We start from the raw sequence: 24,218 nt of genomic DNA on the forward strand, positions 1-24,218 counted from the left end.
ACGCCCGGCGTTTTGACCCGAGAAGACAAGGAAACACCCATGGCCGACAAGCCCAAGCAGATGCTGCTCGATCCCGGTTTTGAACTGACCCTGCGCCCGATGCGCTACCCGCAGTTCTATGACATGTACCGGAACGCGATCAAGAACACCTGGACGGTGGAAGAGATCAACTTCCAGATCGACATCAGCGACCTGCACAGCAAGATGTCGCCGGGTGAGCGCCACCTGATCCACCGCCTGGTCGCGTTCTTCGCCACCGGCGATTCGATCGTGTCCAACAACCTGGTGCTGAACCTGTACCAGCACCTCAATGCGCCCGAAGCGCGCATGTACCTGTCGCGCCAGCTGTACGAAGAAGCGCTGCATGTGCAGTTCTACCTGACCCTGCTCGACAACTACCTGCCGGATCCGGACGAGCGCGTCAAAGCCTTCGCCGCGGTGGAGAACATCGACTCGATCAAGAAGAAGGCCGACTTCTGCTTCAAGTGGATCGACTCGATCCAGGACCTGACCCGCATCGAGACCCGCGAACAGCGCCGTCAGTTCCTGCTCAACCAGATCTGCTTTGCCGCCTGCATCGAAGGCCTGTTCTTCTTCGCCGCGTTCGCCTACGTGTACTACTTCCGTTCGCGCGGCCTGCTCAACGGCCTGGCGTCGGGCACCAACTGGGTGTTCCGCGACGAAAGCGCGCACATGGACTTCGCCTTCGAGTGCGTGGACGTGATCCGTGAGGAAGAGCCGGACCTGTTCGACGACAAGATGAAGCAGGATGTCTACGACATGCTGGCCGAGGCCATCGAGTGCGAAGTGCAGTTCGCCGAAGACGTGCTGTCCGGCGGCGTGGCGGGCATTTCCACCCGCGACATGCGCCAGTACCTGCAGCACTGCGCCGACAACCATTTCCACCGCCTGGGCATGGAGCGCAAGTACAACGTGCGCAACCCGCTGAGCTTCATGGAACTGCAGGACGTGCAGGAACTGACCAACTTCTTCGAACGTCGCGCCTCGGCCTACCAGGTGGGCGTGCAGGGCGAAGTGGCGTTCGACATGAACTTCTGATCGAACCGGTCAGCCCTGTCGCAACAAAAAACCCCGGCCAACGCCGGGGTTTTTTGTGGGTAGCGCCGGGCCATGCCCGGCACATTCCAACCGACGCCACGGGAAGCGCTGGCCGCGCTGCGCGCTCGCCGGGCATGGCCCTGCGCTACCGCCGTCCATCCACCGCCATGCGCACCGCCAGCCCGGCCAGCACCGTGCCCATCAGCCAGCGCTGCACCGTCTGCCAGGTCGGCCGCGCGGCCAGGAAGCCGGCGATGCTGCCGGCCATCAACGCGATGATGCCGTTCACGGTCACGCTCACCGCGATCTGGGTGGAGCCCAGCACCACCGACTGCAGCAGCACGCTGCCTTCGCTGTCCGGGTGCAGGAACTGCGGCAGCAGCGACAGGTACATCACCGCCACCTTGGGGTTCAGCACGTTGGTCAGAAAGCCCATCGCGAACAGCCTGCGCGGGCCGTCCACCGGCAGCGCGCGCACTGCAAACGGCGAGCGGCCGCCGGGCTTCAGCGCCTGCCAGGCCAGGTACAGCAGGTACAGGGCACCGCCGATGCGCAGCGCGTCGTAGGCAAACGGCACGGTCATCAGCAGCGCGGTGATGCCCAGTGCCGCGCACAGCATGTAGAAGACGAAGCCCAGCGCCACCCCGCCCAGCGAGATCAAGCCGGCCATCGGCCCCTGGCAGATCGAGCGCGAGATCACGTAGATCATGTTCGGGCCCGGGGTGAGCACCATGGCCAGCGACACCAGGGCGAAGGCCAGCAGATCGGAGGTGGCGGGCATGGCGAGCGGTCCTGGAGGGCTCGCCGATTGTAACGCCGTACCTTCACCGCCCTGCCGTAAAATCATCGGCACCCCACCCCCGAAGCATCGTCATGACCCCGATCCCCGAGACCGTGCCGCCGATTGAAGTGCGCATGGCCGAAATCGTCTTCCCCAACCACACCAACCACATGGGCACGCTGTTCGGTGGCCAGGCGCTGGCATGGATGGACAAGGCGGCCTTCCTCGCCGCCGCCCGCTACTCGCGGCGCACCGTGGTGACCGCGCGCAGCGACCAGGTCGACTTCAAGCTGCCGATCCGCATCGGCCAGATGGTGGAAACCATCGGCCGCATCGTCGAGGTCGGCCGCAGCTCGATGAAGGTCGAGGTCGAACTGATCGCCGAGGACCTGCACAGCGGCGAGCGCCAGCTGTGCACCCGCGGCCACTTCGTGATGATCGCGCTGGGCGAGGACGGCCAGCCCACCGCCGTGCCGCGCCTGCCCGGCGTACCGGCCGCCTGAGGCCCTGCTTGCAGGGGCGCCCCGGCGCCCCCATCTGACCCTCATGAGCCCGCCGCTGACCGACTTCATCGACCGCGCCCAGCGCCTGTTCGTGCTGACCGGCGCCGGCTGCAGCACCGCCTCGGGCATCCCCGATTACCGCGACACCGATGGCCAGTGGAAGCGTACGCCGCCGGTGACCTACCAGGCCTTCATGGGCGAGGCCGCCACCCGCCAGCGCTACTGGGCGCGCAGCCTGCTGGGCTGGCCGCGTTTCGGCCATGCCCGGCCCAACGGCACCCACCAGGCGCTGGCCGCACTGGAAGCCTGCGGCAAGCTGCAGGTGTTGCTGACCCAGAACGTGGACGGCCTGCACCAGCGCGCCGGCAGCCACAACGTGATCGATCTGCACGGACGGCTGGACCAGGTGCGCTGCATGGGCTGCGAACAGCGCAGCGACCGTGAGCTGTTCCAGCAGCGCCTGCTTGACGCCAATCCCGGCTGGGACGCGCTGGAGGCGGGCACCGCGCCCGATGGCGATGCCGACCTGGAAACCGACTTCTCCGCCTTCGTGGTGCCGGAGTGCACGCGCTGCGGCGGCCTGCTGAAGCCGGATGTGGTCTTCTTCGGCGAGAACGTGCCGCGCGAGCGCGTGGCGGCGGTGCATGAGCACCTGCAGCGCGCAGACGCCGTACTGGTGGTGGGTTCTTCGCTGATGGTCTATTCCGGCTTCCGCTTCGTGCAGGCGGCGGCCAGCGCAGGCCTGCCGGTGGCCGCGTTGAACCGGGGGCGTACCCGGGCCGACGACCTGCTGCAGTTCAAGGACGAACGCGATTGCGCCGAGGCCCTGGTCGGGTTCGTCAGCCGGTAGCGCCGGGCCAAGCCCGGCGAGCGCGCAGCGCGGTCGCACGAAACAGCGATCCATCCAGACGGTTGATCCGCGCGCCGCACAGCGGTGCAATACGCCCCCCCTCTGCTACACCCCCACTGCCGTGAGCCAGCTGTTCTCGCCGATTTCCTTCGGCCCCCTGACCCTGTCCAACCGCATTGTCATCGCGCCAATGTGCCAGTACTCCGCCGAAGATGGCCGCGCCAGCGACTGGCATGCCATGCATCTGGGCAATCTGGCCCAGTCCGGCGCCGGCCTGCTGATCCTGGAAGCCACGGCGGTGGAAGCGCGCGGCCGCATCAGCTGGGCCGATCTGGGCCTGTGGGACGACGGCACCGAAGCCGCGCTGGCGCAGGTGCTGGCCAGCGTGCGGCGCTGGTCGTCGATGCCGCTGGGCGTGCAGCTGGGCCATGCCGGGCGCAAGGCCTCGGTGAAGCGCCCCTGGGACGGCGGGGGCCAGCTGCCGGCCGACGACGCCCGTGGCTGGGCCACGGTCGCGCCGTCGCCGCTGCCGTTCCATGCCGGCGATCCGGCGCCGCAGGAACTGGATGAGGCGGGTATCGCCGAGGTCGTGGCCGCGTTTGCCGCCAGTGCCGTGCGCGCCGAACGGCTGGGCTTCGAACTGATCGAGATCCATGCGGCGCACGGCTACCTGCTGCACCAGTTCCTGTCGCCGCTGAGCAACCGCCGTACCGATGGCTACGGTGGCTCGCTGCCCAACCGGCTGCGCCTGCTGGTGGAAGTGTTCGACGCGGTGCGTGCGGCGGTGTCGGACAAGGTCGCGGTGGGCGTGCGTATTTCTGCCAGTGACTGGGTGGAGGGTGGCTGGGACATCGTGCAGAGCGAGGCGCTGGCACAGGTGCTCGATGCCCGCGGCTGCAACGTCCTGCATGTGTCCGGCGGCGGTCTGGATGAGCGCCAGAAGATCAGTGCCGGCCCCGGCTACCAGGTGCCGTTCGCTGCGGCGATCAAGGCCAAGAAGGTGCGCATGCCGATCATCGCGGTCGGCATGATCACCGAACCGGAACAGGCCGAATCGATCCTGCGCCACAACCAGGCCGATGCGATCGCGCTGGCCCGCGGCATCCTGTACGACCCGCGCTGGCCGTGGCATGCCGCTGCCGCGCTGGGCGACAGCGTGGTGCCGTCGCCGCAGTACCTGCGCTGCGAACCGCGCGATGCGCGCGGTGTGTTCAGCGTGCGCTGACGCCTACACCCGCCAGGCCGGCGGCAGGCCGGCCTGCAGGTGCTCGAACAGCGCGCGGATCTTGGCGGTGAAGTCGCGGCGGTCGCTGACGCAGAAGAAGACCTCCATCGGTGCCGGTTGCCAGGGGCTGCCGGCATCGAACACCGCCTGCAGACGCCCGTCGCGCAGGTAGGGCGCGGCCACGAACGCCGCCAGCCGGGTAATGCCGGCACCGGCGGCGGCCAGTTCGGCCAGGGCGTCGATGTCATCGCAGACCATGCTCGGCGGCAGCGCCGCATCCACCCGCTGGCCCTCCTTCAGCAGTCCCCAGCGCAGCGGCCGGCCATCGGTGGGGAAGCGGTGCAGCAGGCCACGGTGGCACGCCAGCTCCGCCGGTTGCTGTGGCGTCCCGTGCGCCTGCAGATAGGCCGGGGATGCGCAGAACACGAACGGGATGCGCGCCAGCTGCCGTGCCACGACGCCGTCTTCCAGCTGTGCACCGATACGGATGCTGGCGTCGACCGTTTCCGGGCCATGCTGCACGGCCCGGTCGGTCAGCCGCAGTTCCAGCTGCAGTTGCGGGTGGCGCTGCTGCAGCGCGGGCAGCAACGGCGCCAGCACGTGCCGGCCAAACGCCCGGCTGCTGGCGATGCGCAGCGGCCCGGCCGGCTCGATGTCACCGGAAGTGACCATCGCCTGCGCACGCGCCAGGTCAGCTTCGATGTGGCGCACCTGGGCCAGGTACAGCGTGCCGGCTTCGCTGAGTGCCAGCTGCCGCGTGCTGCGGTTCAGCAGGCGCACCCCCAGGTGGGCTTCCAGCCGGTTGATGTTCTGGCCGACCGCGGTGGCACTGATGCCAAGGGTACGGGCCGCAGCGGCAATGCTGCCGGTCTCTGCGGTGCGGGTGAAGCTGCGGATGAGCTGCAACAGGTTCATGACCGACCAGCTTGCCATGCGGAAGCGCAAGTATCGCTTGGGTCTGTCCGAAGCGATTCGGTTGCAATGGTGACCATCGGCCACCGTGCCGCGGCGCTGCCCTACACTCGGGCGATGCGCCCCGATTCCATCCTCACCCTGTCCTGTCCCGACCGCACCGGCATCGTCTACCGCGTGTCCGGCCTGCTGTTCGACCATGGCTGCAACATCCTCGACGCCCAGCAGTTCGGCGACGAGGACAGCGGCCGCTTCTTCCTGCGCGTGCACTTCGACCGTGATGCCGGCCTGGCGCTGGACACCGTGCATGCGGCAATGGCCGCGCTGGCCGCCGATTTCGGCATGGACTGGCAGCTGCATGACGGCCGGCGCCGGGCGCGCCTGCTGGTACTGGTCAGCAAGCAGGGGCACTGCCTGAACGACCTGCTGTTCCGCGCCCACAGCGGGCAGCTGAAGGTGGACATCGCGGCGGTGGTATCCAATCACAGCGACTTCGCGGCATTGGCCGCGTCCTACCAGGTGCCGTTCCACCACCTGCCGGTAGATGCGGCAACGCGCGTGGCGCAGGAACAGCAGATCATCGATCTGGTCGAGCGCGAACGCATCGACCTGGTGGTGCTGGCGCGCTACATGCAGATCCTGTCGCCGACGTTGTGCCGCGCCCTGGCGGGACGGGCGATCAACATCCACCACAGCTTCCTGCCCAGCTTCAAGGGCGCGCAGCCGTACCACCAGGCGCACGCGCGTGGGGTCAAGATCATCGGCGCCACGGCACACTACGTCACCGAGGATCTGGACGAAGGCCCGATCATCGAGCAGGACGTGGCCCGTGTGGACCACGCGATGGGCCCGCGCGAACTGGTGCGGCTGGGCAGCGATACCGAATCGCAGGTGCTGGCGCGCGCGGTACGCCGGCATGTGGAGCACCGGATCCTGCTCAACGGACACCGCACGGTGGTGTTCAGGTAACGCGGGCAGTACCGGGGATTGAACAGGGGATGTGCCCAGGATGCCCACGCTGCTGCTCCAAGGGCCTGGGGCAGGTCGAGCGCACGCCATCAATATGTTCCATCAGTCCTTTGAGAATGGACGACCACATCGGATCGAGCACAAAATCCACCCCTTCACGCCGGGCGAGCTTCGCGGCCGGTACGAAGTCGGCGTCGCCGGCCATCAGAATGATCTGGCGCACCTGGCGCTTGAGTGCGAGTGAGGAAATGTCGATGCCGATGCGCATATCCACGCCCTTCTGCCGCACATTGGGCTGCAGCTCATCGGCTTGAAGATCGCCGAACGCTCGCTTGCCCTTGAGGAGGTCGTCGAAGGTTCGTGATCCGGTCGTCCACGAACTGAAGTCGGTGAGGTGGCCAAGACGCAGGGCCACTTTGCGCTTCTGCTTCAATGCCTCATGCAGGCTGGATCTGAAAAGTGCTTCGTCGGATCGCGAGTAGTCGATACACAGGCCGGAAATCGGGTTGTGCATCTTCTTGCGCAGCGGTGGGCAGTCGTAGAAAAAGATGCGATAGAGATCCCGTCGATCGCCACTTGAATGCTTGAGATGGGCGATGGCCCATCGATGGGCGACTTCGGCGGCGCGTTGAGCGTTGTAGGCGCTGTGGGGCTCGATGCGACGAAAGCGTTTGATGAAGTAGCCGCCATCAATGAGAACTGCCGTCGGCATACCGTTGCCCTCCTGGCTTCATCCAATGAAAAGCCCCCGGTTCGGCCGTCCCGCGATCTGTTGGGGGGCGTACTTGGAGGGCTGGATGGCTTCGATTCTGCCGGGTTCGAATCAGGCACACAAGCGGCAGAGGCGACACGCCGCCTACAGGATCGCGATCTTCGCCTTGGCCAGCGCCTCGCGCACCATCCCGTCATTGGCCTCGGTCACCGGCCGCGTCAGTTCCCACAGGAACGTCACCCGGAACCCGGATTTCACCGCGTCCTGTGCGCTCCACAGCACGCAGTAGTCGCGCGCCAGGCCGCACACATGCACTTCGCGGATACCGCGCTCGTGCAGCCAGCCGGCCAGGCCGGTCGCCGGACGGGTGCCATCGGGGCCATGGTTCTCGCGGAACGCGCTGTACGAATCCACCTGCTGGCGGGTGCCCTTGCGCAGGATCAGGTCGGCCACGGTCCAGTCCACGCCCGGGTGCAGCACGGCACCGTCGCTGCCCTGCACGCAGTGGTCCGGCCACAGGGTCTGCGGCTGTGCGTGCAGCAGGATGGCTTCGAACGGCAGGTGCCCCGGATGCTGGCTGGCGAACGAGGCGTGGTCGGCCGGGTGCCAGTCCTGGGTGGCCACCACCGTGCGGTAGCGGCGCTCGGCCAGCAGGCGGGCGATCGGTGCCACCAGGGCGTCGCCCTGGTCACAGGCCAGCGCGCCGCCGGGCATGAAGTCCGGCTGCAGGTCGATCACCAGCAGGGCGATGTCGGCGGGCAGGGCGGTCATGGCAGGTCCGTACAACGGAAGAGGGGCGACCAGCGTGGCCGCCCCTCGCACGGACGTCAATCGCCGCCGGGCGCGTCGTTGTCCTGGCCGTAATACAGCAGGCCGATCTGGATGCGTGGGCGGCCCGTCTCGCGGCGGTGGCGGTTGGCGTCGCGCAGCGAGTACACACAGCCGCAGTACTCCTGCTGGTAGAACTGCTCGCGCTTGCTGATCTCGATCATGCGGCTGGCACCGCCGCCCTTGCGCCAGTTGTAGTCCCAGTACTGCAGGCCCTCATAGCGCGAAGCGGCGCGGACACCGCACTCGTTGATCTGCGCCATGTTCTTCCAGCGCGAAATGCCCAGCGACGAGCTGATGGTGTCGTAGCCGTGCTCATGCGCATACAGCGCGGTGCGCTCGAAGCGCATGTCAAAGCACATCGTGCAGCGGATGCCGCGCTCGGGTTCGTTCTCCATGCCGCGCGCGCGGCTGAACCAGTTGTCGGTGTCGTAGTCGCAGTCGATGAAGGGAATGCCGTGCTGCTCGGCGAAGCGGATGTTCTCCTGCTTGCGCAGCTCGTACTCCTTCACCGGGTGGATGTTGGGGTTGTAGAAGAAGATCGCGTAGTCGATCCCGGAGGCGGTGATCGCCTCCATGACTTCGCCCGAACACGGTGCGCAGCAGGAATGCAGCAGCAGGCGCTGGCCGTTGTCGGGCAGGGTCAGGGTGGGGCGCTGGAGTTCGGTCATCGTTCAGTACCGCACGGGCCGCCGGCAACGGCGGCGGCCCGTGCATCGGATTGCGGGAAAGAATCAGGCGACGCGGGCGTCTTCGTGTTCGCTGCGCAGCTCCACTGCGGCGGCGACCAGCGCCTGCAGCGCCGCGCGGGTTTCGGGCCAACCGCGGGTCTTCAGCCCGCAATCCGGGTTCACCCACAGCTGTTCCGGCTTCAGCACGGCCAGCGCCCGGCGCAGCAGGTCAACCATCTCGGCCTTGTCCGGCACCCGCGGCGAGTGGATGTCATACACGCCCGGGCCGATCTCGTTGGGATAGTTGAACTTCACGAACGCGTCCAGCAGTTCCATGCGCGAGCGCGAGGTCTCGATCGAGATCACGTCGGCGTCCATCGCGGCGACCGAGTGGATGATGTCGTTGAACTCGGAGTAGCACATGTGGGTATGGATCTGGGTGGCATCGCGCACGCCGCTGGTGCTGATGCGGAATGATTCCACCGCCCAGTCCAGATAGGCGCGCCACTGCGCGCGTCGCAGCGGCAGGCCTTCGCGGATCGCCGGTTCGTCCACCTGGATCACGCCGATGCCGGCCGCCTCCAGATCGTGTACTTCATCGCGCAGCGCCAGCGCGATCTGCCGGCAGGTGACATCGCGTTCCTGGTCATCGCGCACGAATGACCACTGCAGCACGGTCACCGGACCGGTCAGCATGCCCTTCATCGGCTTGTCGGTGAGCGATTGTGCGTAGCTGGACCAGCGCACGGTCATCGGCTGCGGACGGCTGACATCGCCGAAGATGACCGGCGGCTTCACGCAACGCGAGCCATAGCTCTGCACCCAGCCATTGCCGGTGAACGCAAAGCCCTGCAGCTGCTCGCCGAAATACTCCACCATGTCGTTGCGCTCGAACTCACCGTGCACCAGTACGTCCAGGCCGAGCTCTTCCTGCACGCGCACGGCTTGCGCGGTCTGTTGTTCCAGGAACGCCTCGTACTCGGCCAGGCCGAGCTTGCCGGACTTGAACCGGGCACGTGCCTCGCGCACCTCCAGGGTCTGCGGGAACGAGCCGATCGTGGTGGTCGGCAGCAGCGGCAGCTGCAGCGCGGCGTGCTGCGCGGTGCGGCGCTGCGGGTAGGCGCTGTGGCGCTGGGCATCGGCGGCGGTGAGCGCCTCCAGGCGCGCGGCCACGGCCGGGTTGTGCACGCGCGGCGAACGGCGGCGGCCCTCCAGCGCGGCGCGGTTGGCGGCCAGCCCGGCATCGGCGCTGGCCTTGCCGTCCAGCGCATCGGCCAGCAGGCGCAGTTCCTGCAGCTTCTGGGTCGAGAACGCCAGCCAGCCCTTCAGTTCGTCATCCAGCTTCTTCTCCAGCGACAGGTCGACCGGACTGTGCAGCAGCGAACACGACGGTGCCAGCCACAGCTTGTCGGCACCCCGGTTGACGTGGGCGAAGCGGGCCAGGATCAGGGCGTTGTCCAGGTGCGTGCGCCAGATGTTGCGGCCGTTGACCAGGCCGGCAGACAGCACGCGCTCGGCCGGCAGGACCTTCAGCAGTGCATCCAGCTGTTCCGGTGCGCGTACCAGGTCCACGTGCAGGCCATCCACCGGCAGCCGCGCCGCCAGGCCGAGGTTGTCGTCCAGCGCACCAAAGTAGGTGGCGACCAGCAGCTTCGGGCGCTTCGCCGCGGCCAGCGCCGCATAGGCCCGTTCAAAGGCGGCGTGCGCATCGGGGCCCAGGTCCTGCACCAGCAGCGGCTCATCCAGCTGCACCCAGTCGGCACCGGCATCGGCCAGCTGGCCGAGCAGCTGCACGTAGGCCGGCAGCAGTGCGTCCAGCAGGGCCAGTGCGTTGCTGCCGTCGGTAGTCTTGGACAGCAGCAGGAAGCTGACCGGCCCCAGCAGCACCGGGCGGGTATGGATGCCCAGCGCCCTGGCTTCGTTGAACTCGGCCAGCGGCTTGTCGCCCCGCAGCGTGAACGCCTGGCCGGCATGCAGTTCCGGCACCAGATAGTGATAGTTGGTGTCGAACCACTTGGTCATTTCCAGCGCGCGCAGGTCGGTGCCATCGCGCTGCAGCCCGCGCGCGGTGGCGAAGTAGGCGGCCAGCGGATCGCGCGCCGCCAGCGCACGGTAACGTTCGGGAATGGCATCGAACAGCCAGGCGGTATCCAGTACCTGGTCATACAGGCTGAAATCGTTGCTCGGCGGCACATCCACACCGGCCTCGATCTGCAGCTGCCAGTGCCGCGCGCGCAGTGCGGCGGCGGTGGCCAGCAGGGTGGCGGCATCGTCATCGCCGGCCCAGTGGCGTTCGAGCGCCCGCTTCAGTTCGCGCTTGGCGCCGATGCGGGGGAAGCCCAGGTTGGTAACAGTGGTCATTGCAGCGTGTCCTCATTGCGTATCGGCATTGAGGAACGAAGGAACTGCAGGGCGACGCGTACCGTTGCCGGTCCACGGGCGCCTTGCCAGCGACCTTCGCCCCCGCGGGCGAACCGGATGCCGTGAAAAGGGCGCACGTGACCACGCATCCCGCTCAGGCAGGACGTCGCTGGTCCCGGCAACCCTCCCCGCGGAGAGTCCAGGTCGAGTCAGGGGACGGTCGTGTCCCCCGGCCGGGGCCGGTATTCGGGCTGATGGACACGGGCCGTGCGGCCCACCTAGTACCTGCCGCTTCCCAGGCGCATGCCCAGTGCTGTTGGCAGGATTCGTTTCCATTCACCGCTGCGGGGCAGCTCCGGAATGGGCGCGCGACGCGCCTTCACCGGATTCCCGTTTAAATCCATCCCTTCATTCGCATGAAGAGATGGATACCTTCGGCGTGCACAAGGTAGGCCGGTTGGCGGCAATGGTCAAGGGGCGGCAGCCAGCAGCAGAGGACCCGGCGCGGCGTGCATCGCCGGCCGGGCCCGGGGCGTGGCGGTCTCAGTGCTGGGCCGCGGCGCGCGCGCGGATGTCATCCAGGCGCTGGTCGTGCAGGAGGCGGCCGTTTTCCCACACGGTCACCATCGCATCTTCGCAGCCGGGCGGCAGGCGCTCATCACCGTCGGCGGGCAGCGGCACCGTGTGCAGGCTGCCATCGGCGACCCGCCGCAGCAGGCGCATGCGGCCACGCTTGCTGGTCTTGCCGGCATCGGTGACCGGATCCTTGTAGACATCGGCCCACTGGCCATCGATGCGGGCCGCCGAACACTTCAGCGCGAACTTCTGGGTATCCCGGTCCAGCCGCTGCAGCAGGGCGCCACCCATGCCGAAGGCCACGTTGTCGGCCGAATAGCCGTCTCCGGTCGTTCGCTGCAGGATCGCGCGGATCGTGCCGGGGTTGATGCCATCCCCCTGGATCACGCGCACGTGGTTGAGTACGCGGTAGCCCTTGGCATTGAGCGTGTGCCCAAAGGCCTCGTCCAGCCTGCGCAGGCTTTCGGCAACGATCTCCACCGGATCACCCGAATCCGGGCGGATCACCAGTGTCGCACCCGAGGCCACCACTTCATCGCGCAACGTCGTGCCCCAGTGCTCGCTGATGGCGCGGAAGATGTCGTAGCTGTCCGACACCACTGCGACGATCGCGCCTGGCTTGCCGAACTGGCGCAGCATGTTGCGGTACGCCTCCACTTCCCGCTCGCGGCCCCAGCTGGTGATGGTGCTGTGCTCGGCAGCGGGAATGGAATAACCCGCCATCGGCGCGTGGTAGTGCGCGCGGGCCAGGCACAGCGCCGACACGGTATCGGTACCGAGGAAACTGACCAGGTGCGCGGCACCGCCCAGTGCGGCCGATTCCAGGCTGGATACGCCGCGCGCGCCGAAGTCGTGCAGCTTGAACGGCAGCTGCCCCTGCGGGTCGTCGCTGGTCTGCTGCAGGAAGCCGGCGATGGTCTGCCGCGCATGCCAGCTGATGGTGGCCACGGTGACCGGGTACCACACACGCAGCAGCAGGGTTTCCAGGTACGAGGGCACCCAGAACGCCGCCGGATCGGTCGACTCGATGGTCATCAGCGCTTGGTGCGTGGGCACCACACTGCCCTCGGGCACGGCGCGGATGCGCACCGGCAGGTGGCCGCCCAGGCGGTCGACGATGTCGCGCCAGCCGGCCTCGTTGAACGGTTCGCCATGGGCGGCGAACACCGCAGCGGCGTCGTCGATGTCGGCGTGGGTGACCGGCCGTGCCAGCGCATCCTTGAGGATCGCCTGCAGGCCGAAGAACACCGTGCGGTCGTGCAGGCCGCCACGCGATTCCACGTAGAAGAACGTGGCATCGGTACCCGGCGGGTACTGCAGCCAGTGGCTGGCCTTGTAGCTGTCGGTGTTGAGGAGAAGATTATCGAGGTACTGCATGACGGAAGCTCCTTCGCGTCGAGTGACACCGGCGGTCTGTCCGCCAGTGGGAAAGCCGGGCCTGTCAGCCGCGGCCGAGGAAATACTCCAGGATGTGCAGGTGGTCTTCGAACAGCTGCGGGCCCATGTCCAGCGCTTCGCTGACCGGAATCCAGCGCGCCTTGTCGGCATCGTCGCCGCCACGCACCGGCGGCAGCTCACCGGCCGGGAACTCGAAGTGGAAACCGTGGGTGATGGTGCGGCCACGCTGGCTGCGGTCGGGGTGGTCGAACACCTGCTGGCCCTTCAGCGATCCCTTCAGCACGGGCAGTGGGATCTTCAGCCGGGTTTCCTCGCGCAGTTCGCGCAGGCAGCTGTCAAGCAGGCTCTGCTCCTGGCCGACGAAGCCGCCGGGCAGCGCCCACAGGCCCTTGCCGGGTTCCGAACGGCGCCGCACCAGCAGCACGTGGCCCGAATGCACCACCACCGCATCGGTGGTGACGAAGGTGGGCGCATAGGGCGCATCCTTCCAGGCCGCCTTGTACTGTTCGATGAAGCGGTACTCGGCCACCAGCTGGCCGTAGGCAGGTGCGCTCTTGCGGAACGCTTCGAGCATGTCGTACACCGGCGCCGGCACGTTGCCCCGCAGCATCAGCAGCGCACCGTGGAAATCCACGTCACCGGCTTCGAACAGGTAACGCCGCAGTTCGGTGGCCGACAGGGTGGCGGTGTGCTGCACATCGACCAGCGGCCACTGCGGGAATTCGCGCAGGTAGTAGCTGGAGGCATCCTTGTCCATGCCGATCAGGCCAACCTTCGCATCGGCGGCGGCACCGTCGTTGCGCAGCGCTTCGGCCACCTGGCGCTGCACGTTGGCGATCCACTGCGCTTCGTTGTACAGGTGGTCGCGCAGCGGGCGGATCAGCAGGCGGTCGGTGTGGCCGTCGAGGGCGGCCTGGATCATCACGGCGCGTTCGGCCACGGTCCAGGGATTGCGCAGGCTGCGGGGGGTATCGGCAGAGCCGACCAGGAAGATCAGCTTGCGGGCCCGGCTCAGGGCCAGGCGGGCAACGGCGGCGTGGCCGTTGTGGAAGGGCTCGAAACGCCCGATGAAAACCAGATAGTCGAATTCCATGAGAATCCCTCATGTCGTTGTGGCAGCCGCGGGTCTGTCCCTTGGCTTGCCGCAGATGCTACGCCGATGGTGCAGGCGGTCAAGCCCGCAGCCATGCCGTCTGCTGAACGCCGCGGCGTGCTGCCCGGACTGGGCTGCCGTTCTCAGGCCCTGAGAAGCCTCTGCGCCATACTGGCATCCACGCGGCGGACGGCATGCATGGGGCACGACAGTGGCGGACAAGTACTGCGATCTGGTCATGAAGGGCGGCATCACCAGCGGCATCGTGTACCCCAATGCGGTACTGGCGCTGGCCCGTGACTACCGCTTCAAGAGCATCGGCGGCACCTCGGCCGGGGCCATCGCCGCGGCGGTGGCGGCGGCGGCGGCGTGCGGCGATCGCCGCCAGCAGGCCGGCGAGCAGCTGCCCGACGATGCCGGCTATGGCGGGCTGTCGGCGGTATCGGCGCAGCTGTCGCAGCGTGGCTTCATCTACCGCCTGTTCCAGCCGGCGCGCGGTGCACGTGCCGCCTATCGGCTGCTGGTGGTGCTGACCGGCAATGCCAGCCTGCCGCGCAAGCTGCTGTGCCTGGCCGTCGCCGTGTTCGAGATCGCGCCGCTGGAGGTGCTGGTGTCGTTGGCGCTGCTGCTGGGCCTGGGGTGGTGGGGCGGCGGCTGGAGCGGCGTGGCGGCGACGCTGCTGCCGTCGGTGCTGTGCGCCTATGGTGCGGGCGTGGCTGCTGCCGCGCTGCGGGTGGCGCGGGTGGCGCGGCGCAACCTGCTGGGCCTGTGCAGCGGGCTGGGTCGCGATGCGGATACGCCCGCGCTGACCGAGTGGCTGCACACCTGCCTGCAGCAGCTGTCCGGCAAGCCGCTGGACGCGCCGCTCACCTTCGCCGACCTGCACGCTGCACCGCGCTATGCCGGCGAGCCGGACAGCCCGCATGCGATCAGCCTGCAGATGATCACCACCTGCATCTCGCACAACGAACCACGCACGCTGCCGCTGGGCGGCGCGCAGTTCTGGTTCCTGCGCGAGGAGTTCGAGCAGCTGTTCCCCGCCAGCGTGGTGCAGTGGCTGGTGACGCAGGCCGGCCCGCCGCTGGAGGTGGAAGGGCGGCGCTATTTCCACCTGCCGCAGGGCCCGCAGCTGCCGGTGCTGGTGGCCACGCGCATGAGCCTGAGTTTCCCGCTGCTGATCAGCGCAGTGCCGCTGCACGAGCCATCGCGCCGCGAGCGCCGCTGCGAACCGTCGGCTGCCGCACCGGACCAGGAGCACAACGTGGCCGACAGCATGGAAGGCCTGACCAGTGCCGGACAGGCCTGCGGCCCAGTGATCACCGCGTTCCGCATCTGCTGGTTCTCCGACGGCGGCATCAGCAGCAACTTCCCGATCCATCTGTTCGACGCGGCCCTGCCGCGCTGGCCGACGTTCGCCATCAACCTGGTCTATCCGCAGCATGCCGAAGAGATGAACCCGCGCGGCAGTGGCCGCCAGGCACTGGAACATGCGGTTTTCCTGCCCACCGAGAACCGCCATGGCTGGCAGCGCACCTACCAGTCGATCGCCACGCCGCTGGCGGCTGCCGAGCTGGGCCGCTTCCTGTTCGCGGTGGTGGCGACCATGCAGAACTGGCGCGATCTGCTGCAGGCGCGCGCGCCCGGCTACCGCGACCGCATCGTGCACGTGAGCCTGCAGGGCGACGAGGGCGGCATGAACCTGGACATGCCACAGGAGGTGCTGACCCGCATCGCCGACAAGGGCAGTCTGGCCGGTGCGCGCTTCTGTGCGTTCTCGTTCCAGAACCACTACTGGATCCGTTGGCGCAACCTGGCCTCGGCCTACCAGCGCTACACGCTGGAGGTGTCGCGTACCGATGATCCGGCGCAGCAGGTGCTGGCCTACCACGCCGCTTACTCGATGGTCGCCCGTGGTGAACCCAATCCCCCGTCATACAAGCTGGGCTCGGAGGACAAGCGGCTGGCATCGCAGCGGTTGTGGGGCCTGATGGTGGAGCAGGGCCGTACCTGGGAAGACCTGGGCCCGGACCTGACCGACGGCGCACCGCGCCCGCTGCCGCAGATGAAGGTCACGCCGATCTACTGACCGCGACGGATACAATCGCCGCCCCTCCTTGCAAGGAATGCCCCATGTCCGCCCGCCAGGACCTGCTGGACCTGCTTGAACGCCTCGACGCACGCGATCCGGAGCACCTGCCGGTGGTACCGCTGGCTGCGTATTTCGAAGGCAACGATTGCGAAGCGTGCATCGCACCGAACCAGTGGGGTTACGGTCGCCCGCCGATCGCCGAGCTGTACGCACGCCTGGCTGCGATCGCCGGGAAGCCTGAAGTGGAAGGCGTCTACGTGGGCCTGCACCAGGACTGGGGCAGTGCATTGGAAGACGACAGCGAATGGCCCGCCGCAGAGAACGTTCACGTCTTGACCCGCGCCGATGCCGCAACCGTGGAAGGCTGGCTGCAGGGCCTGGAATGCGACGGCGTTGGCGAAGGCTGGCCGTACGGGCAGCACATCGACGCGCCGGTGCCCTCTGCCGGCCATCGCGTGCTGACCGTGTTCTGGGATTGATGCAGGTGGGCTCAGATCCGCTTGGCGCAAGACGCGGGATCTGACGCTGTTTTCAGACCGCGTTGCCGGTGGTGCGCCAGCTGCCGCTGCGCTCGCCGGACATGGACCGGCGCTACCGGCCCGGCAGCTGCGCGAACGCGCGCTGCATGCAGTCCTCGCGCGGGCACACCCGACAGCCCGGCCCGATCGACACCGAGTTGCCCGGGCTCTGCACATCCAGCCCCAGCGAATACACCAGGCGCTCGGCGTGCTGCAGATCGCAGCCCAGCGCCACCGCAAACGTCTTGCGTGGCTGGCCATGGCCGACAGGACCACTGCTGACCTGCCGCGCCAGCCAGAAGTGGCGCCGTCCATCAGGCATGCGCGCGGTCTGGGTAAGGATGCGCCCGGGTTGGTTGAAGGCCTCGTAGACGATCCACAGGGGGCACGAGCCGCCCACCTGCGAGAAGTGGAAATCGGTCGCTGAGTGGCGTTTGGACACATTGCCCGCGCGGTCCACGCGGATGAAGAAGAACGGCAGGCCGGGTGCGCTGCGCCGTGCCAGCGTGCTCAGCCGATGGCAGACCGCTTCGAAGCCGACGCCGAACTGATGGGCCAGCAGTTCGATGTCGTAGCTGCTGCTCTCGGCCGCGCGCAGGAAGCGCATGTAGGGCATCACCAGCGCGCCGGCGAAGTAGTTCGACAGGCCGATACGTGCCTGCGCGATGCGCGCGTCATCGCTGAAGCCGGCACGCGCCACCACCGCATCGATCTGCGGCAGGTACCCGTGCAGGGCCAGTTCGGCGGCCATCTGGAATGCCTGCTGGCCCGGCTCCAGGTAATCGGGCAGCCACAGCCGCCGCGCACCGGCGTCGTACTGGCGCTTCTCGCGCCCGGCCTGCAGCGCGGCCACCTCCACCAGCACGCCATGGCGATCGGCCAGCAGCTGGCGCAGACGCGGCGCAACGTGCCCGGGCGACAACCCCCACTCGGCGAACAGCTGTTCGGCCAGTTCGTCCAGCTCGGGAATGTGGTTGTGCATGCGGTTGAAGAACTCGCGCACCTGGTCGCCGGCGGGCAGGGTGTTGCCGGCGCCGGGCTCGCCCAGCTGGAATTCCAGCGCGGCGGCGTGCTCGCGCAGGGCCAGGTGGCGGCGATGCAGGTCCAGCAGCGCGCGGCTGACCTGCGGCAGGTTGCCGGCCAGCGCGCGCAGTTCGGTGGCGCTGACCTCGGCCAGGCCCAGGTCGCGCAGGGTCTCGCCCAGCGCTTCCTGTAGCGCCGCGGGCTCATCCTCGTCGAACAGGGCCGAAATATCGCCCAGTACCTCGCCCAGCTTCTTCTGTACCGCAGGCGTCAGCGGGCGCTTGTTGCGCTCGATCTGGTTCAGGTAGCTTGCCGACAGCCCCAGCGCCTGCGCCAGGGCCGCCTGGCTGTAGCCGCGCTGTTCTCGCAGCCGCAGCAGGCGAAGGCCGAGTTGCCGCTGGGTGGCTGAATAATTCACAGAATTAACAGGAATCGTCTGGCGTGTTGGCCAGATTAAGCGGATTCAGTCCGGAAATCGAGGCCGGCGCTGTGAATAATGCCAAGCATCTTTCGCACCCTGTGGGATTGTCGTCATGACTGTTGCAGCGCCCCGTATCCGCATGCTGATCGATGGCCAGTTCATTGAATCGGCCACCTCCCACTGGCAGGACGTGATCAACCCGGCCACCCAGGACGTGCTGGCCCAGGTGCCGTTCGCCACCACCGGCGAAGTGGACGCCGCCGTCGCTGCCGCCAAGGAAGCCTTCACCACCTGGCGCAAGACCCCGATCGGCACCCGCGCGCGCATCTTCCTGAAGTACCAGCAGTTGATCCGCGAGCACATGAGCGAGCTGGCGCACATCCTCACCGCCGAACAGGGCAAGACCCTGCCCGACGCCGAAGGCGATGTGTTCCGTGGCCTGGAAGTGGTCGAGCATGCTGCGGCCATCGGCAACCTGCAGCTGGGCGAGCTGGCCAACAACGTGGCCAATGGCGTGGATACCTACAGCATCATGCAGCCGCTGGGCGTGTGCGCCGGCATCACCCCGTTCAACTTCCCGGCGATGATCCCGCTGTGGATGTTCCCGATGGCGATCGCCACCGGCAACACCTTCATCCTCAAGCCGTCCGAACAGGACCCGATGGTCACCATGCGCCTGGTCGAACTGGCGTTGGAAGCCGGCATTCCGAAGGGCGTGCTCAACGTCGTCCACGGTGGCGAGGAAGTGGTCAACGCGATCTGCGACCACCCGGACATCAAGGCGGTGTCGTTCGTCGGTTCGACCCGCGTCGGCACCCACGTCTACAACCGTGCCTCGCTGGCCGGCAAGCGCGTGCAGTGCATGATGGGCGCCAAGAACCATGCCGTGGTGCTGCCGGACGCCAACAAGGAACAGACCCTCAATGCGATGGTCGGTGCCGCCTTCGGTGCCGCAGGCCAGCGCTGCATGGCCGCTTCCACGCTGGTGCTGGTGGGCGAGGCCCGTGGCTGGGTGCAGGACCTGGTGGCCAAGGCAAAGACCCTGAAGGTCAGCGGTGGCACCGTGGCCGGCACCGATGTCGGCCCGGTCATTTCCTGCAGCGCGCGTGAGCGCGTGGAGGGGCTGATCGCCTCGGGCGTGGAGCAGGGCGCCAAGCTGGTGCTGGACGGCCGCGCGCCGCAGGTCGATGGCTTCGAGAAGGGCAACTTCGTCGGCCCGACCATCTTTGCCGGTGTCACCACCGACATGCGCATCTACCAGGAAGAAATCTTCGGGCCGGTGCTGGTCATCCTCGAAGCGGAAACGCTGGACGAGGCCATCGCGCTGGTCAACAGCAACCCGAACGGCAACGGCACCGCACTGTTCACCCAGAGCGGCGCGGCCGCGCGCAGGTTCCAGGAAGACATCGATGTCGGCCAGGTCGGCATCAACGTGCCGATCCCGGTGCCGGTGCCGCTGTTCTCGTTCACCGGTTCGCGCGCCTCCAAGCTGGGTGACCTGGGCCCGTACGGCAAGCAGGTGGTGCTGTTCTACACCCAGACCAAGACCGTCACCGCGCGCTGGTTCGACGACGAGACGCTGAGCCACGGCGTCAACACCACGATCAGCCTGAAGTAAGCAGGGAACAGCCATGAGCCACTCGATGACGACGGAACAGGACGAAGCGCAGCAGGCGTACCGCGAAGCCGCGCGCGACTTCGCACAGGCCGAACTGGCGCCGCACGCCGCGCGATGGGATGCGGAGGGCATCTTTCCGCGCGAGGCGATCGCCAAGGCCGGTGAACTGGGCTTCTGCGGTCTGTACATGGACCCGGAAGTCGGCGGCAGCGGCCTCAGCCGCCTGGACGCCGCCGTCGTCATCGAGGAGCTCGCCAACGTCGACCCGTCGACCGCGGCGTACATCAGCATCCACAACATGGCCTCGTGGATGGTGTCGCAGTGGGGCCAGCCGGCACTGCGCGATGCGTGGGGCAACGACCTGTCTTCGGGCAGCAAGCTGGCCTCGTACTGCCTGACCGAACCGGGTGCCGGTTCCGATGCGGCCTCGTTGAAAACCACGGCGGTGCGCGATGGCGACCACTACGTGCTGAACGGCGCCAAGGCCTTCATTTCCGGTGCCGGTGCCACCGAACTGCTGGTGGTGATGGCGCGTACCGGCGGTGCCGGTGCGGGCGGTGTCAGCGCGATCGCGGTGCCGTCCGACCTGCCGGGCATCAGCTTCGGCCGCAAGGAAGAGAAAATGGGCTGGAACAGCCAGCCCACCCGCGGCATCACCTTCGAGAACGTCCGCGTGCCGGTCAGCCACCTTCTGGGAGAGGAAGGCGGCGGCTTCAAGCTGGCGATGAAGGGGCTCGATGGCGGCCGCATCAACATCGCCGCGTGCTCGCTGGGTGCGGCGCAGGGTGCGCTGGATGCCGCACGCCGCTACATGGGCGAGCGCCGCCAGTTCGGCAAGGCGCTGGCGGAATTCCAGGCGCTGCAGTTCAAGCTGGCCGACATGGTCACCCAGCTGGTCGCGGCGCGGCAGATGGTGCACACCGCCGCACGCAAGCTCGATGCCGGTGCCAGCGATGCCAACGTGTGGTGTGCGATGGCCAAGCGCTTCGCCACCGATGCCGGCTTCGCCATCTGCAACGAAGCGCTGCAGATCCACGGCGGCTATGGCTACATCCGCGAATACCCGATCGAGCGCCTGCTGCGCGACAGCCGCGTGCACCAGATCCTGGAAGGCACCAACGAGATCATGCGGGTGATCGTTGCCCGTCACCTGCTCAACACCGAAGAGGAACTGCGATGAAGGATTGGCGTACCCAGGAGCACGTGGGCCTGAAGGTCGAGGCCGATGGCCACACCGCCGTGGTCACCCTGCACAACCCGCCGGCGCACACCTGGACCGTGCACAGCCTGTCGGCGCTGCGCGACCTGGTCGGCGCGCTCAACGCAGACCGCGACATCTACGCGCTGGTGATCACCGGCGACGGCGAAAAATTCTTCTCCGCGGGTGCCGATCTCAACCAGTTCGCATCGGGCGACAAGGCCGCCGCGCGCGAAGCCGCACGCCGGTTCGGTGAAGCCTTCGAAGCGCTGTCCGGCTTCCGTGGCGTGTCGATCGCCGCGATCAACGGTTACGCCATGGGCGGTGGCCTGGAATGCGCGCTGGCCTGCGACCTGCGCATCATCGAAGAGCACGCCCAGGTGGCATTGCCGGAGGCCACCGTCGGCCTGCTGCCGTGCGCCGGCGGCACCCAGAACCTGCCGCGCCTGGTCGGCGAAGGCTGGGCCAAGCGCATGATCCTGCTGGGCGAGCGCATCAACGCTGAAACCGCCGTGCGCATTGGTCTTGCCGAGGAAAAGGTCGGCAAGGGCGAAGCCAAGGCACTGGCGCTGGACTGGGCGAACAAGGCCGGCAAGCAGAGCCCGACCAGCATTGCTGCCTGCAAGGCGCTGGTGCAGTCCACCCGCACCGGCACCCATGCCGCGGCCCTGGTGGCCGAGCGCGAAGCCTTTGTCGATCTGTTCGACACGGCCGACCAGGTCGAGGGTGTGAGTGCCTTCCTGGAAAAGCGCACCGCGCAGTGGAAGAACGCATGAGCACCGACACCGCTGCTGCCGACGCACCGGTGCTGTTCGAAGAGCGCGTGGCCGGTAATGGCACGCGCATCGGCATCGCTACGCTCAACGCGCCGCGTACGCTCAATGGCTTCTCGCTGCCGATGGCGCACCTGCTGCTGAAGCAGTTGAATGCCTGGGCAGACGACGATGGCATCGCGATGGTGGTGCTGCAGGGCGCGGGCGAAAAGGCGTTCTGCGCCGGTGGCGACCTGCACAGCCTGTACAAGGCCATGGTCGCCTTCCGCGAAGCCGGCCACGGCGACATCCGCGAGAACGACTACGCCGCCGAGTTCTTCGACGTCGAGTACCGCGTCGATTACCTCATCCATACCTACGCCAAGCCGATCCTGTGCTGGGGCCATGGCATCGTGATGGGCGGCGGCATCGGCCTGATGTCCGGCGCCAGCCATCGCGTGGTCAGCGAGCGCTCCAAGCTGGCCTTCCCGGAAATCACCGTCGGCCTGTTCCCCGATGTGGGTGGCAGCTGGCTGCTGCCGCGCGTTCCGGGCAAGGGCGGCCTGTTCCTGGCGCTCACCGGCGCGCTGCTCAATCCCGGTGATGCCATCTATGCCGGCCTGGCCGACGTGCACGTGGCCGAAGAACGCCGCAGCGCGGTGTTCGATGCGCTGCTGCAGGTGGCGTGGTCTGCCGACGCCGCGCGCAACCACGAGCGCCTGTCGCAGCTGTTGATGTCCTTCGCCACGGACGCGGCGACCGGTCCGCTGCTGGGCCACGCCGCGCAGGTCGATGCGCTGTGCGAAGGCGATGACCTTGAAGCGATCGTCGCGCGCATTGCCGGCCTGCAGACCGACGACGCCTGGCTGCAGGCGGCACAGAAAACCCTCGCCGCGGGTGCGCCGGGCTCGGCACGCCTGGCGTTCGAACTGCAGCGCCGCAGCGCGGGCCAGGACCTGGCCAGCGTCTACCGCCTGGAGTACATCGTTGCCCTGCATTGCGCCGCGCACGGGGATTTCGCCGAAGGCATCCGCGCGCTGCTGATCGACAAGGACCGTACTCCGCAGTGGAAGCCGGCCACCCTGACCGAGGCCACCCCCGCGTGGGCCGATACGTTCTTCGCTTCTCCCTGGGCCGACGCCGCGCATCCGCTGGCCGACCTGGGCACCCCTGTCGTTGAAAGGAGCCTGGCATGAGCCGTATTGCATTCATTGGGTTGGGCAACATGGGCGGCCCGATGGCCGCCAATCTGGTCAAGAACGGCCACAGCGTGCGCGTGTTCGACCTGGTGCCGGCCGCCGTGCAGGCGGCGGTGGATGCCGGCGCCAGTGCCGCGGCGTCGGCGCGCGAGACCCTGGCCGACGCCGAGGTGGTGATCTCGATGCTGCCGGCCAGCCGCCACGTCGAGGGCGTGTACCTGGGCGAGGATGGCATCCTCGGCGCCATTCCGGCCGGTGCGCTGGTCATCGACTGCAGCACGATCGCCCCGGCCAGCGCCCGCAAGGTCTCCGAAGCCGCCGCCGCGCGTGGGCTGCAGATGATCGATGCGCCGGTATCCGGCGGTACCGCCGGTGCCCAGGCCGGCACCCTGACCTTCATCGTCGGTGGCGAAGAGGACGCGCTGGAACGCGCGCGCCCGGTACTGCAGGCGATGGGCAAGAACATCTTTCACGTCGGCGCCAGCGGTGCCGGCCAGGTCGCCAAGCTGTGCAACAACATGGCGCTGGGCGTGATCATGGCCGTCACCGGTGAAGCCATCGCACTCGGCGTGGCGCACGGGCTGGACCCGAAGGTGCTGTCGCAGATGATGGCGGTCAGTACCGGCCGCAGCTGGGCGACGGAAGTGTGCAATCCGTGGCCGGGCGTGCTGGAAAACGCGCCGGCCTCGCGTGGCTACAGCGGCGGCTTCGGCAGCGACCTGATGCTGAAGGACATGGGCCTGGCCGTGGAAGCGGCGATGAGTGTCGGCGCCTCGATCCCGCTGGGCGAAGTGGCCCGCAACCTGTACTCGATGAATCACCAGGCCGGCCGCGGCAAGCTGGATTTCTCCAGCGTCGTGCAGCTCATCACGAGCGAGAAGTAAGCGAATGCGTCCCCGGCCCTGTGCCGGGGCCCACCCGAGGTGGGATGGGCGGATGCCCGGTTTCGACCGGCATCCGCCCATTTTTTTGCTCTTGCAGTGATAGTGCCGGCCGCTGGCCGGCATCACCGCATCAGGCAACGATCAGCGTCACGTCGATGTTGCCGCGGGTGGCATTCGAGTACGGGCACACGATATGCGCCTTCTGCACCAGTTCTTCCACCTGCTCGCGCGGCACGCCCGGCACGTTGATGGTCAGCTCGGCTTCGATACCGAAGCCGGTCGGGATCTGGCCGATGCCGACCTTGCCGGTCACGGTGGTCTCGGCCGGCAGCGCTACCTTGGCCTGGCCCGCCACGAACTTCAGCGCGCCCAGGAAGCAGGCCGAGTAGCCGGCGGCAAACAGCTGTTCCGGGTTGGTGCCCGGGCCACCGGCGCCGCCCAGCTCGCGCGGGGTCGACAGCTGGATGTCCAGCACGTTGTCGGAGGAGATGGAACGGCCTTCACGGCCGCCGGTGGAGGTGGCCTGGGCGGTGTACAGAACCTTTTCGATGGACATGGGATGCTCCTGGTCAGTGGGT

At 67.7% G+C, this 24,218-nt stretch carries 22 protein-coding genes and 1 riboswitch; of the genes, 12 read left to right on the forward strand and 10 right to left on the reverse strand.

Going from position 1 to position 24,218, the window contains the following annotated elements:
* Positions 1-39 precede the first annotated feature (39 nt).
* Positions 40-1,059, forward strand: coding sequence for a ribonucleotide-diphosphate reductase subunit beta (locus Q5Z10_RS01135; RefSeq protein WP_303637530.1), 1,020 nt, complete (start codon positions 40-42; stop codon positions 1,057-1,059).
* A gap of 145 nt (positions 1,060-1,204) precedes the next feature.
* Here Q5Z10_RS01135 and Q5Z10_RS01140 read toward each other — a convergent pair whose 3' ends face one another.
* Positions 1,205-1,840: a LysE family translocator gene (locus Q5Z10_RS01140; RefSeq protein ID WP_303637531.1), complete on the reverse strand. Its 636-nt coding sequence runs from the start codon at positions 1,838-1,840 to the stop codon at positions 1,205-1,207.
* Positions 1,841-1,932: 92 nt separating this feature from the next.
* Here Q5Z10_RS01140 and Q5Z10_RS01145 point away from each other — a divergent pair, with 92 nt between their 5' ends.
* From Q5Z10_RS01145 to Q5Z10_RS01155, 3 genes are all read left to right on the forward strand, one after another.
* Positions 1,933-2,343, forward strand: coding sequence for an acyl-CoA thioesterase (locus Q5Z10_RS01145; protein WP_303637532.1), 411 nt, complete (start codon positions 1,933-1,935; stop codon positions 2,341-2,343).
* Between the two features lie 43 nt (positions 2,344-2,386).
* The gene (locus Q5Z10_RS01150; protein WP_303637533.1) at positions 2,387-3,193 is read left to right on the forward strand and encodes an NAD-dependent protein deacetylase; all 807 of its coding nucleotides are present in this window, start codon (positions 2,387-2,389) and stop codon (positions 3,191-3,193) included.
* A gap of 121 nt (positions 3,194-3,314) precedes the next feature.
* The gene (locus Q5Z10_RS01155) at positions 3,315-4,418 is read left to right on the forward strand and encodes an NADH:flavin oxidoreductase/NADH oxidase (RefSeq protein ID WP_303637534.1); all 1,104 of its coding nucleotides are present in this window, start codon (positions 3,315-3,317) and stop codon (positions 4,416-4,418) included.
* Between the two features lie 3 nt (positions 4,419-4,421).
* On the opposite strand, the gene Q5Z10_RS01160 is transcribed toward Q5Z10_RS01155, so the two are convergent.
* Complete coding sequence (locus Q5Z10_RS01160) at positions 4,422-5,333, reverse strand: LysR family transcriptional regulator (RefSeq protein ID WP_303637535.1); 912 nt, start codon at positions 5,331-5,333, stop codon at positions 4,422-4,424.
* Between the two features lie 114 nt (positions 5,334-5,447).
* Here Q5Z10_RS01160 and purU point away from each other — a divergent pair, with 114 nt between their 5' ends.
* A complete protein-coding gene (gene purU, locus Q5Z10_RS01165) occupies positions 5,448-6,299 on the forward strand; it encodes a formyltetrahydrofolate deformylase (RefSeq protein WP_303637536.1) in 852 nt (283 codons plus the stop codon).
* Here purU and Q5Z10_RS01170 read toward each other — a convergent pair.
* The 6 genes from Q5Z10_RS01170 to Q5Z10_RS01195 form a co-directional block, all read right to left on the reverse strand.
* Positions 6,292-7,011, reverse strand: coding sequence for an NYN domain-containing protein (locus Q5Z10_RS01170; protein WP_303637537.1), 720 nt, complete (start codon positions 7,009-7,011; stop codon positions 6,292-6,294). The two genes, purU and Q5Z10_RS01170, sit on opposite strands and share 8 nt — an antisense overlap.
* Positions 7,012-7,155: 144 nt before the next feature.
* Positions 7,156-7,782: a bifunctional nicotinamidase/pyrazinamidase gene (pncA, locus tag Q5Z10_RS01175; protein ID WP_303637538.1), complete on the reverse strand. Its 627-nt coding sequence runs from the start codon at positions 7,780-7,782 to the stop codon at positions 7,156-7,158.
* 56 nt (positions 7,783-7,838) lie between these two features.
* Positions 7,839-8,510 carry an epoxyqueuosine reductase QueH gene (locus tag Q5Z10_RS01180; RefSeq protein WP_303637539.1) on the reverse strand — a complete coding sequence of 224 codons (672 nt, stop codon included), beginning with the start codon at positions 8,508-8,510 and terminating at the stop codon, positions 7,839-7,841.
* Positions 8,511-8,573: 63 nt separating this feature from the next.
* Entirely contained in the window at positions 8,574-10,871 is a 2,298-nt protein-coding gene (metE, locus tag Q5Z10_RS01185) for a 5-methyltetrahydropteroyltriglutamate--homocysteine S-methyltransferase (protein WP_303637540.1), read from the reverse strand.
* A gap of 220 nt (positions 10,872-11,091) precedes the next feature.
* A riboswitch (cobalamin riboswitch) is annotated at positions 11,092-11,323 on the reverse strand.
* Positions 11,324-11,414: 91 nt separating this feature from the next.
* Positions 11,415-12,824 carry a nicotinate phosphoribosyltransferase gene (locus Q5Z10_RS01190; RefSeq protein WP_303637541.1) on the reverse strand — a complete coding sequence of 470 codons (1,410 nt, stop codon included), beginning with the start codon at positions 12,822-12,824 and terminating at the stop codon, positions 11,415-11,417.
* A gap of 64 nt (positions 12,825-12,888) precedes the next feature.
* Positions 12,889-13,938, reverse strand: coding sequence for a bifunctional nicotinamide-nucleotide adenylyltransferase/Nudix hydroxylase (locus tag Q5Z10_RS01195; protein ID WP_049403797.1), 1,050 nt, complete (start codon positions 13,936-13,938; stop codon positions 12,889-12,891).
* A 211-nt stretch (positions 13,939-14,149) separates the two neighbouring features.
* Between Q5Z10_RS01195 and Q5Z10_RS01200 the strand changes: the two genes are divergently transcribed.
* Together Q5Z10_RS01200 and Q5Z10_RS01205 are read left to right on the forward strand one after the other, a co-directional pair.
* Positions 14,150-16,024, forward strand: a complete 1,875-nt coding sequence (locus Q5Z10_RS01200) for a patatin-like phospholipase family protein (RefSeq protein WP_303637542.1) — start codon at positions 14,150-14,152, stop codon at positions 16,022-16,024.
* A 44-nt stretch (positions 16,025-16,068) separates the two neighbouring features.
* A complete protein-coding gene (locus Q5Z10_RS01205; protein WP_303637543.1) occupies positions 16,069-16,506 on the forward strand; it encodes a YfbO family protein in 438 nt (145 codons plus the stop codon).
* 112 nt (positions 16,507-16,618) lie between these two features.
* Here the strand turns inward: Q5Z10_RS01205 and Q5Z10_RS01210 are convergent, their stop codons facing one another.
* Positions 16,619-17,986, reverse strand: a complete 1,368-nt coding sequence (locus Q5Z10_RS01210) for a helix-turn-helix domain-containing protein (RefSeq protein ID WP_303637544.1) — start codon at positions 17,984-17,986, stop codon at positions 16,619-16,621.
* Positions 17,987-18,101: 115 nt separating this feature from the next.
* Here Q5Z10_RS01210 and Q5Z10_RS01215 point away from each other — a divergent pair, with 115 nt between their 5' ends.
* The 5 genes from Q5Z10_RS01215 to mmsB are packed head-to-tail and all read left to right on the forward strand — an operon-like array spanning position 18,102 to position 23,640.
* Positions 18,102-19,607, forward strand: a complete 1,506-nt coding sequence (locus tag Q5Z10_RS01215) for a CoA-acylating methylmalonate-semialdehyde dehydrogenase (protein WP_303637545.1) — start codon at positions 18,102-18,104, stop codon at positions 19,605-19,607.
* A 13-nt stretch (positions 19,608-19,620) separates the two neighbouring features.
* Positions 19,621-20,787 (forward strand): acyl-CoA dehydrogenase family protein, encoded by a 1,167-nt coding sequence (locus tag Q5Z10_RS01220; RefSeq protein ID WP_303637546.1) that lies wholly within the window; start codon positions 19,621-19,623, stop codon positions 20,785-20,787.
* Complete coding sequence (locus Q5Z10_RS01225) at positions 20,784-21,581, forward strand: enoyl-CoA hydratase (protein WP_303637547.1); 798 nt, start codon at positions 20,784-20,786, stop codon at positions 21,579-21,581. The genes Q5Z10_RS01220 and Q5Z10_RS01225 overlap by 4 nt, the downstream gene beginning before the upstream one ends.
* Complete coding sequence (locus Q5Z10_RS01230) at positions 21,578-22,753, forward strand: enoyl-CoA hydratase/isomerase family protein (protein ID WP_303637548.1); 1,176 nt, start codon at positions 21,578-21,580, stop codon at positions 22,751-22,753. The genes Q5Z10_RS01225 and Q5Z10_RS01230 overlap by 4 nt, the downstream gene beginning before the upstream one ends.
* Positions 22,750-23,640 (forward strand): 3-hydroxyisobutyrate dehydrogenase, encoded by an 891-nt coding sequence (mmsB, locus tag Q5Z10_RS01235; protein ID WP_303637549.1) that lies wholly within the window; start codon positions 22,750-22,752, stop codon positions 23,638-23,640. The genes Q5Z10_RS01230 and mmsB overlap by 4 nt, the downstream gene beginning before the upstream one ends.
* A 130-nt stretch (positions 23,641-23,770) precedes the next feature.
* Here the strand turns inward: mmsB and Q5Z10_RS01240 are convergent, their stop codons facing one another.
* A complete protein-coding gene (locus Q5Z10_RS01240; protein ID WP_303637550.1) occupies positions 23,771-24,196 on the reverse strand; it encodes an organic hydroperoxide resistance protein in 426 nt (141 codons plus the stop codon).
* Positions 24,197-24,218 lie beyond the last annotated feature (22 nt).

Origin of the sequence: Stenotrophomonas sp. 704A1 (assembly GCF_030549525.1) — a bacterium.
Lineage (GTDB): Bacteria > Pseudomonadota > Gammaproteobacteria > Xanthomonadales > Xanthomonadaceae > Stenotrophomonas > Stenotrophomonas tuberculopleuritidis.

Coding starts and splice junctions, on each gene's coding strand:
- Q5Z10_RS01140 (WP_303637531.1), bottom strand. CDS start 1,840: ATGCCCGCCACCTCCGATCTGCTGGCCTTCGCCCTGGTGTCGCTGGCC.
- Q5Z10_RS01205 (WP_303637543.1), top strand. CDS start 16,069: ATGTCCGCCCGCCAGGACCTGCTGGACCTGCTTGAACGCCTCGACGCA.
- Q5Z10_RS01170 (WP_303637537.1), bottom strand. CDS start 7,011: ATGCCGACGGCAGTTCTCATTGATGGCGGCTACTTCATCAAACGCTTT.
- purU (WP_303637536.1), top strand. CDS start 5,448: ATGCGCCCCGATTCCATCCTCACCCTGTCCTGTCCCGACCGCACCGGC.
- Q5Z10_RS01145 (WP_303637532.1), top strand. CDS start 1,933: ATGACCCCGATCCCCGAGACCGTGCCGCCGATTGAAGTGCGCATGGCC.
- metE (WP_303637540.1), bottom strand. CDS start 10,871: ATGACCACTGTTACCAACCTGGGCTTCCCCCGCATCGGCGCCAAGCGC.
- mmsB (WP_303637549.1), top strand. CDS start 22,750: ATGAGCCGTATTGCATTCATTGGGTTGGGCAACATGGGCGGCCCGATG.
- Q5Z10_RS01220 (WP_303637546.1), top strand. CDS start 19,621: ATGAGCCACTCGATGACGACGGAACAGGACGAAGCGCAGCAGGCGTAC.
- Q5Z10_RS01195 (WP_049403797.1), bottom strand. CDS start 13,938: ATGGAATTCGACTATCTGGTTTTCATCGGGCGTTTCGAGCCCTTCCAC.
- Q5Z10_RS01215 (WP_303637545.1), top strand. CDS start 18,102: ATGACTGTTGCAGCGCCCCGTATCCGCATGCTGATCGATGGCCAGTTC.
- pncA (WP_303637538.1), bottom strand. CDS start 7,782: ATGACCGCCCTGCCCGCCGACATCGCCCTGCTGGTGATCGACCTGCAG.
- Q5Z10_RS01240 (WP_303637550.1), bottom strand. CDS start 24,196: ATGTCCATCGAAAAGGTTCTGTACACCGCCCAGGCCACCTCCACCGGC.
- Q5Z10_RS01150 (WP_303637533.1), top strand. CDS start 2,387: ATGAGCCCGCCGCTGACCGACTTCATCGACCGCGCCCAGCGCCTGTTC.
- Q5Z10_RS01135 (WP_303637530.1), top strand. CDS start 40: ATGGCCGACAAGCCCAAGCAGATGCTGCTCGATCCCGGTTTTGAACTG.
- Q5Z10_RS01160 (WP_303637535.1), bottom strand. CDS start 5,333: ATGAACCTGTTGCAGCTCATCCGCAGCTTCACCCGCACCGCAGAGACC.
- Q5Z10_RS01180 (WP_303637539.1), bottom strand. CDS start 8,510: ATGACCGAACTCCAGCGCCCCACCCTGACCCTGCCCGACAACGGCCAG.
- Q5Z10_RS01230 (WP_303637548.1), top strand. CDS start 21,578: ATGAGCACCGACACCGCTGCTGCCGACGCACCGGTGCTGTTCGAAGAG.
- Q5Z10_RS01225 (WP_303637547.1), top strand. CDS start 20,784: ATGAAGGATTGGCGTACCCAGGAGCACGTGGGCCTGAAGGTCGAGGCC.
- Q5Z10_RS01190 (WP_303637541.1), bottom strand. CDS start 12,824: ATGCAGTACCTCGATAATCTTCTCCTCAACACCGACAGCTACAAGGCC.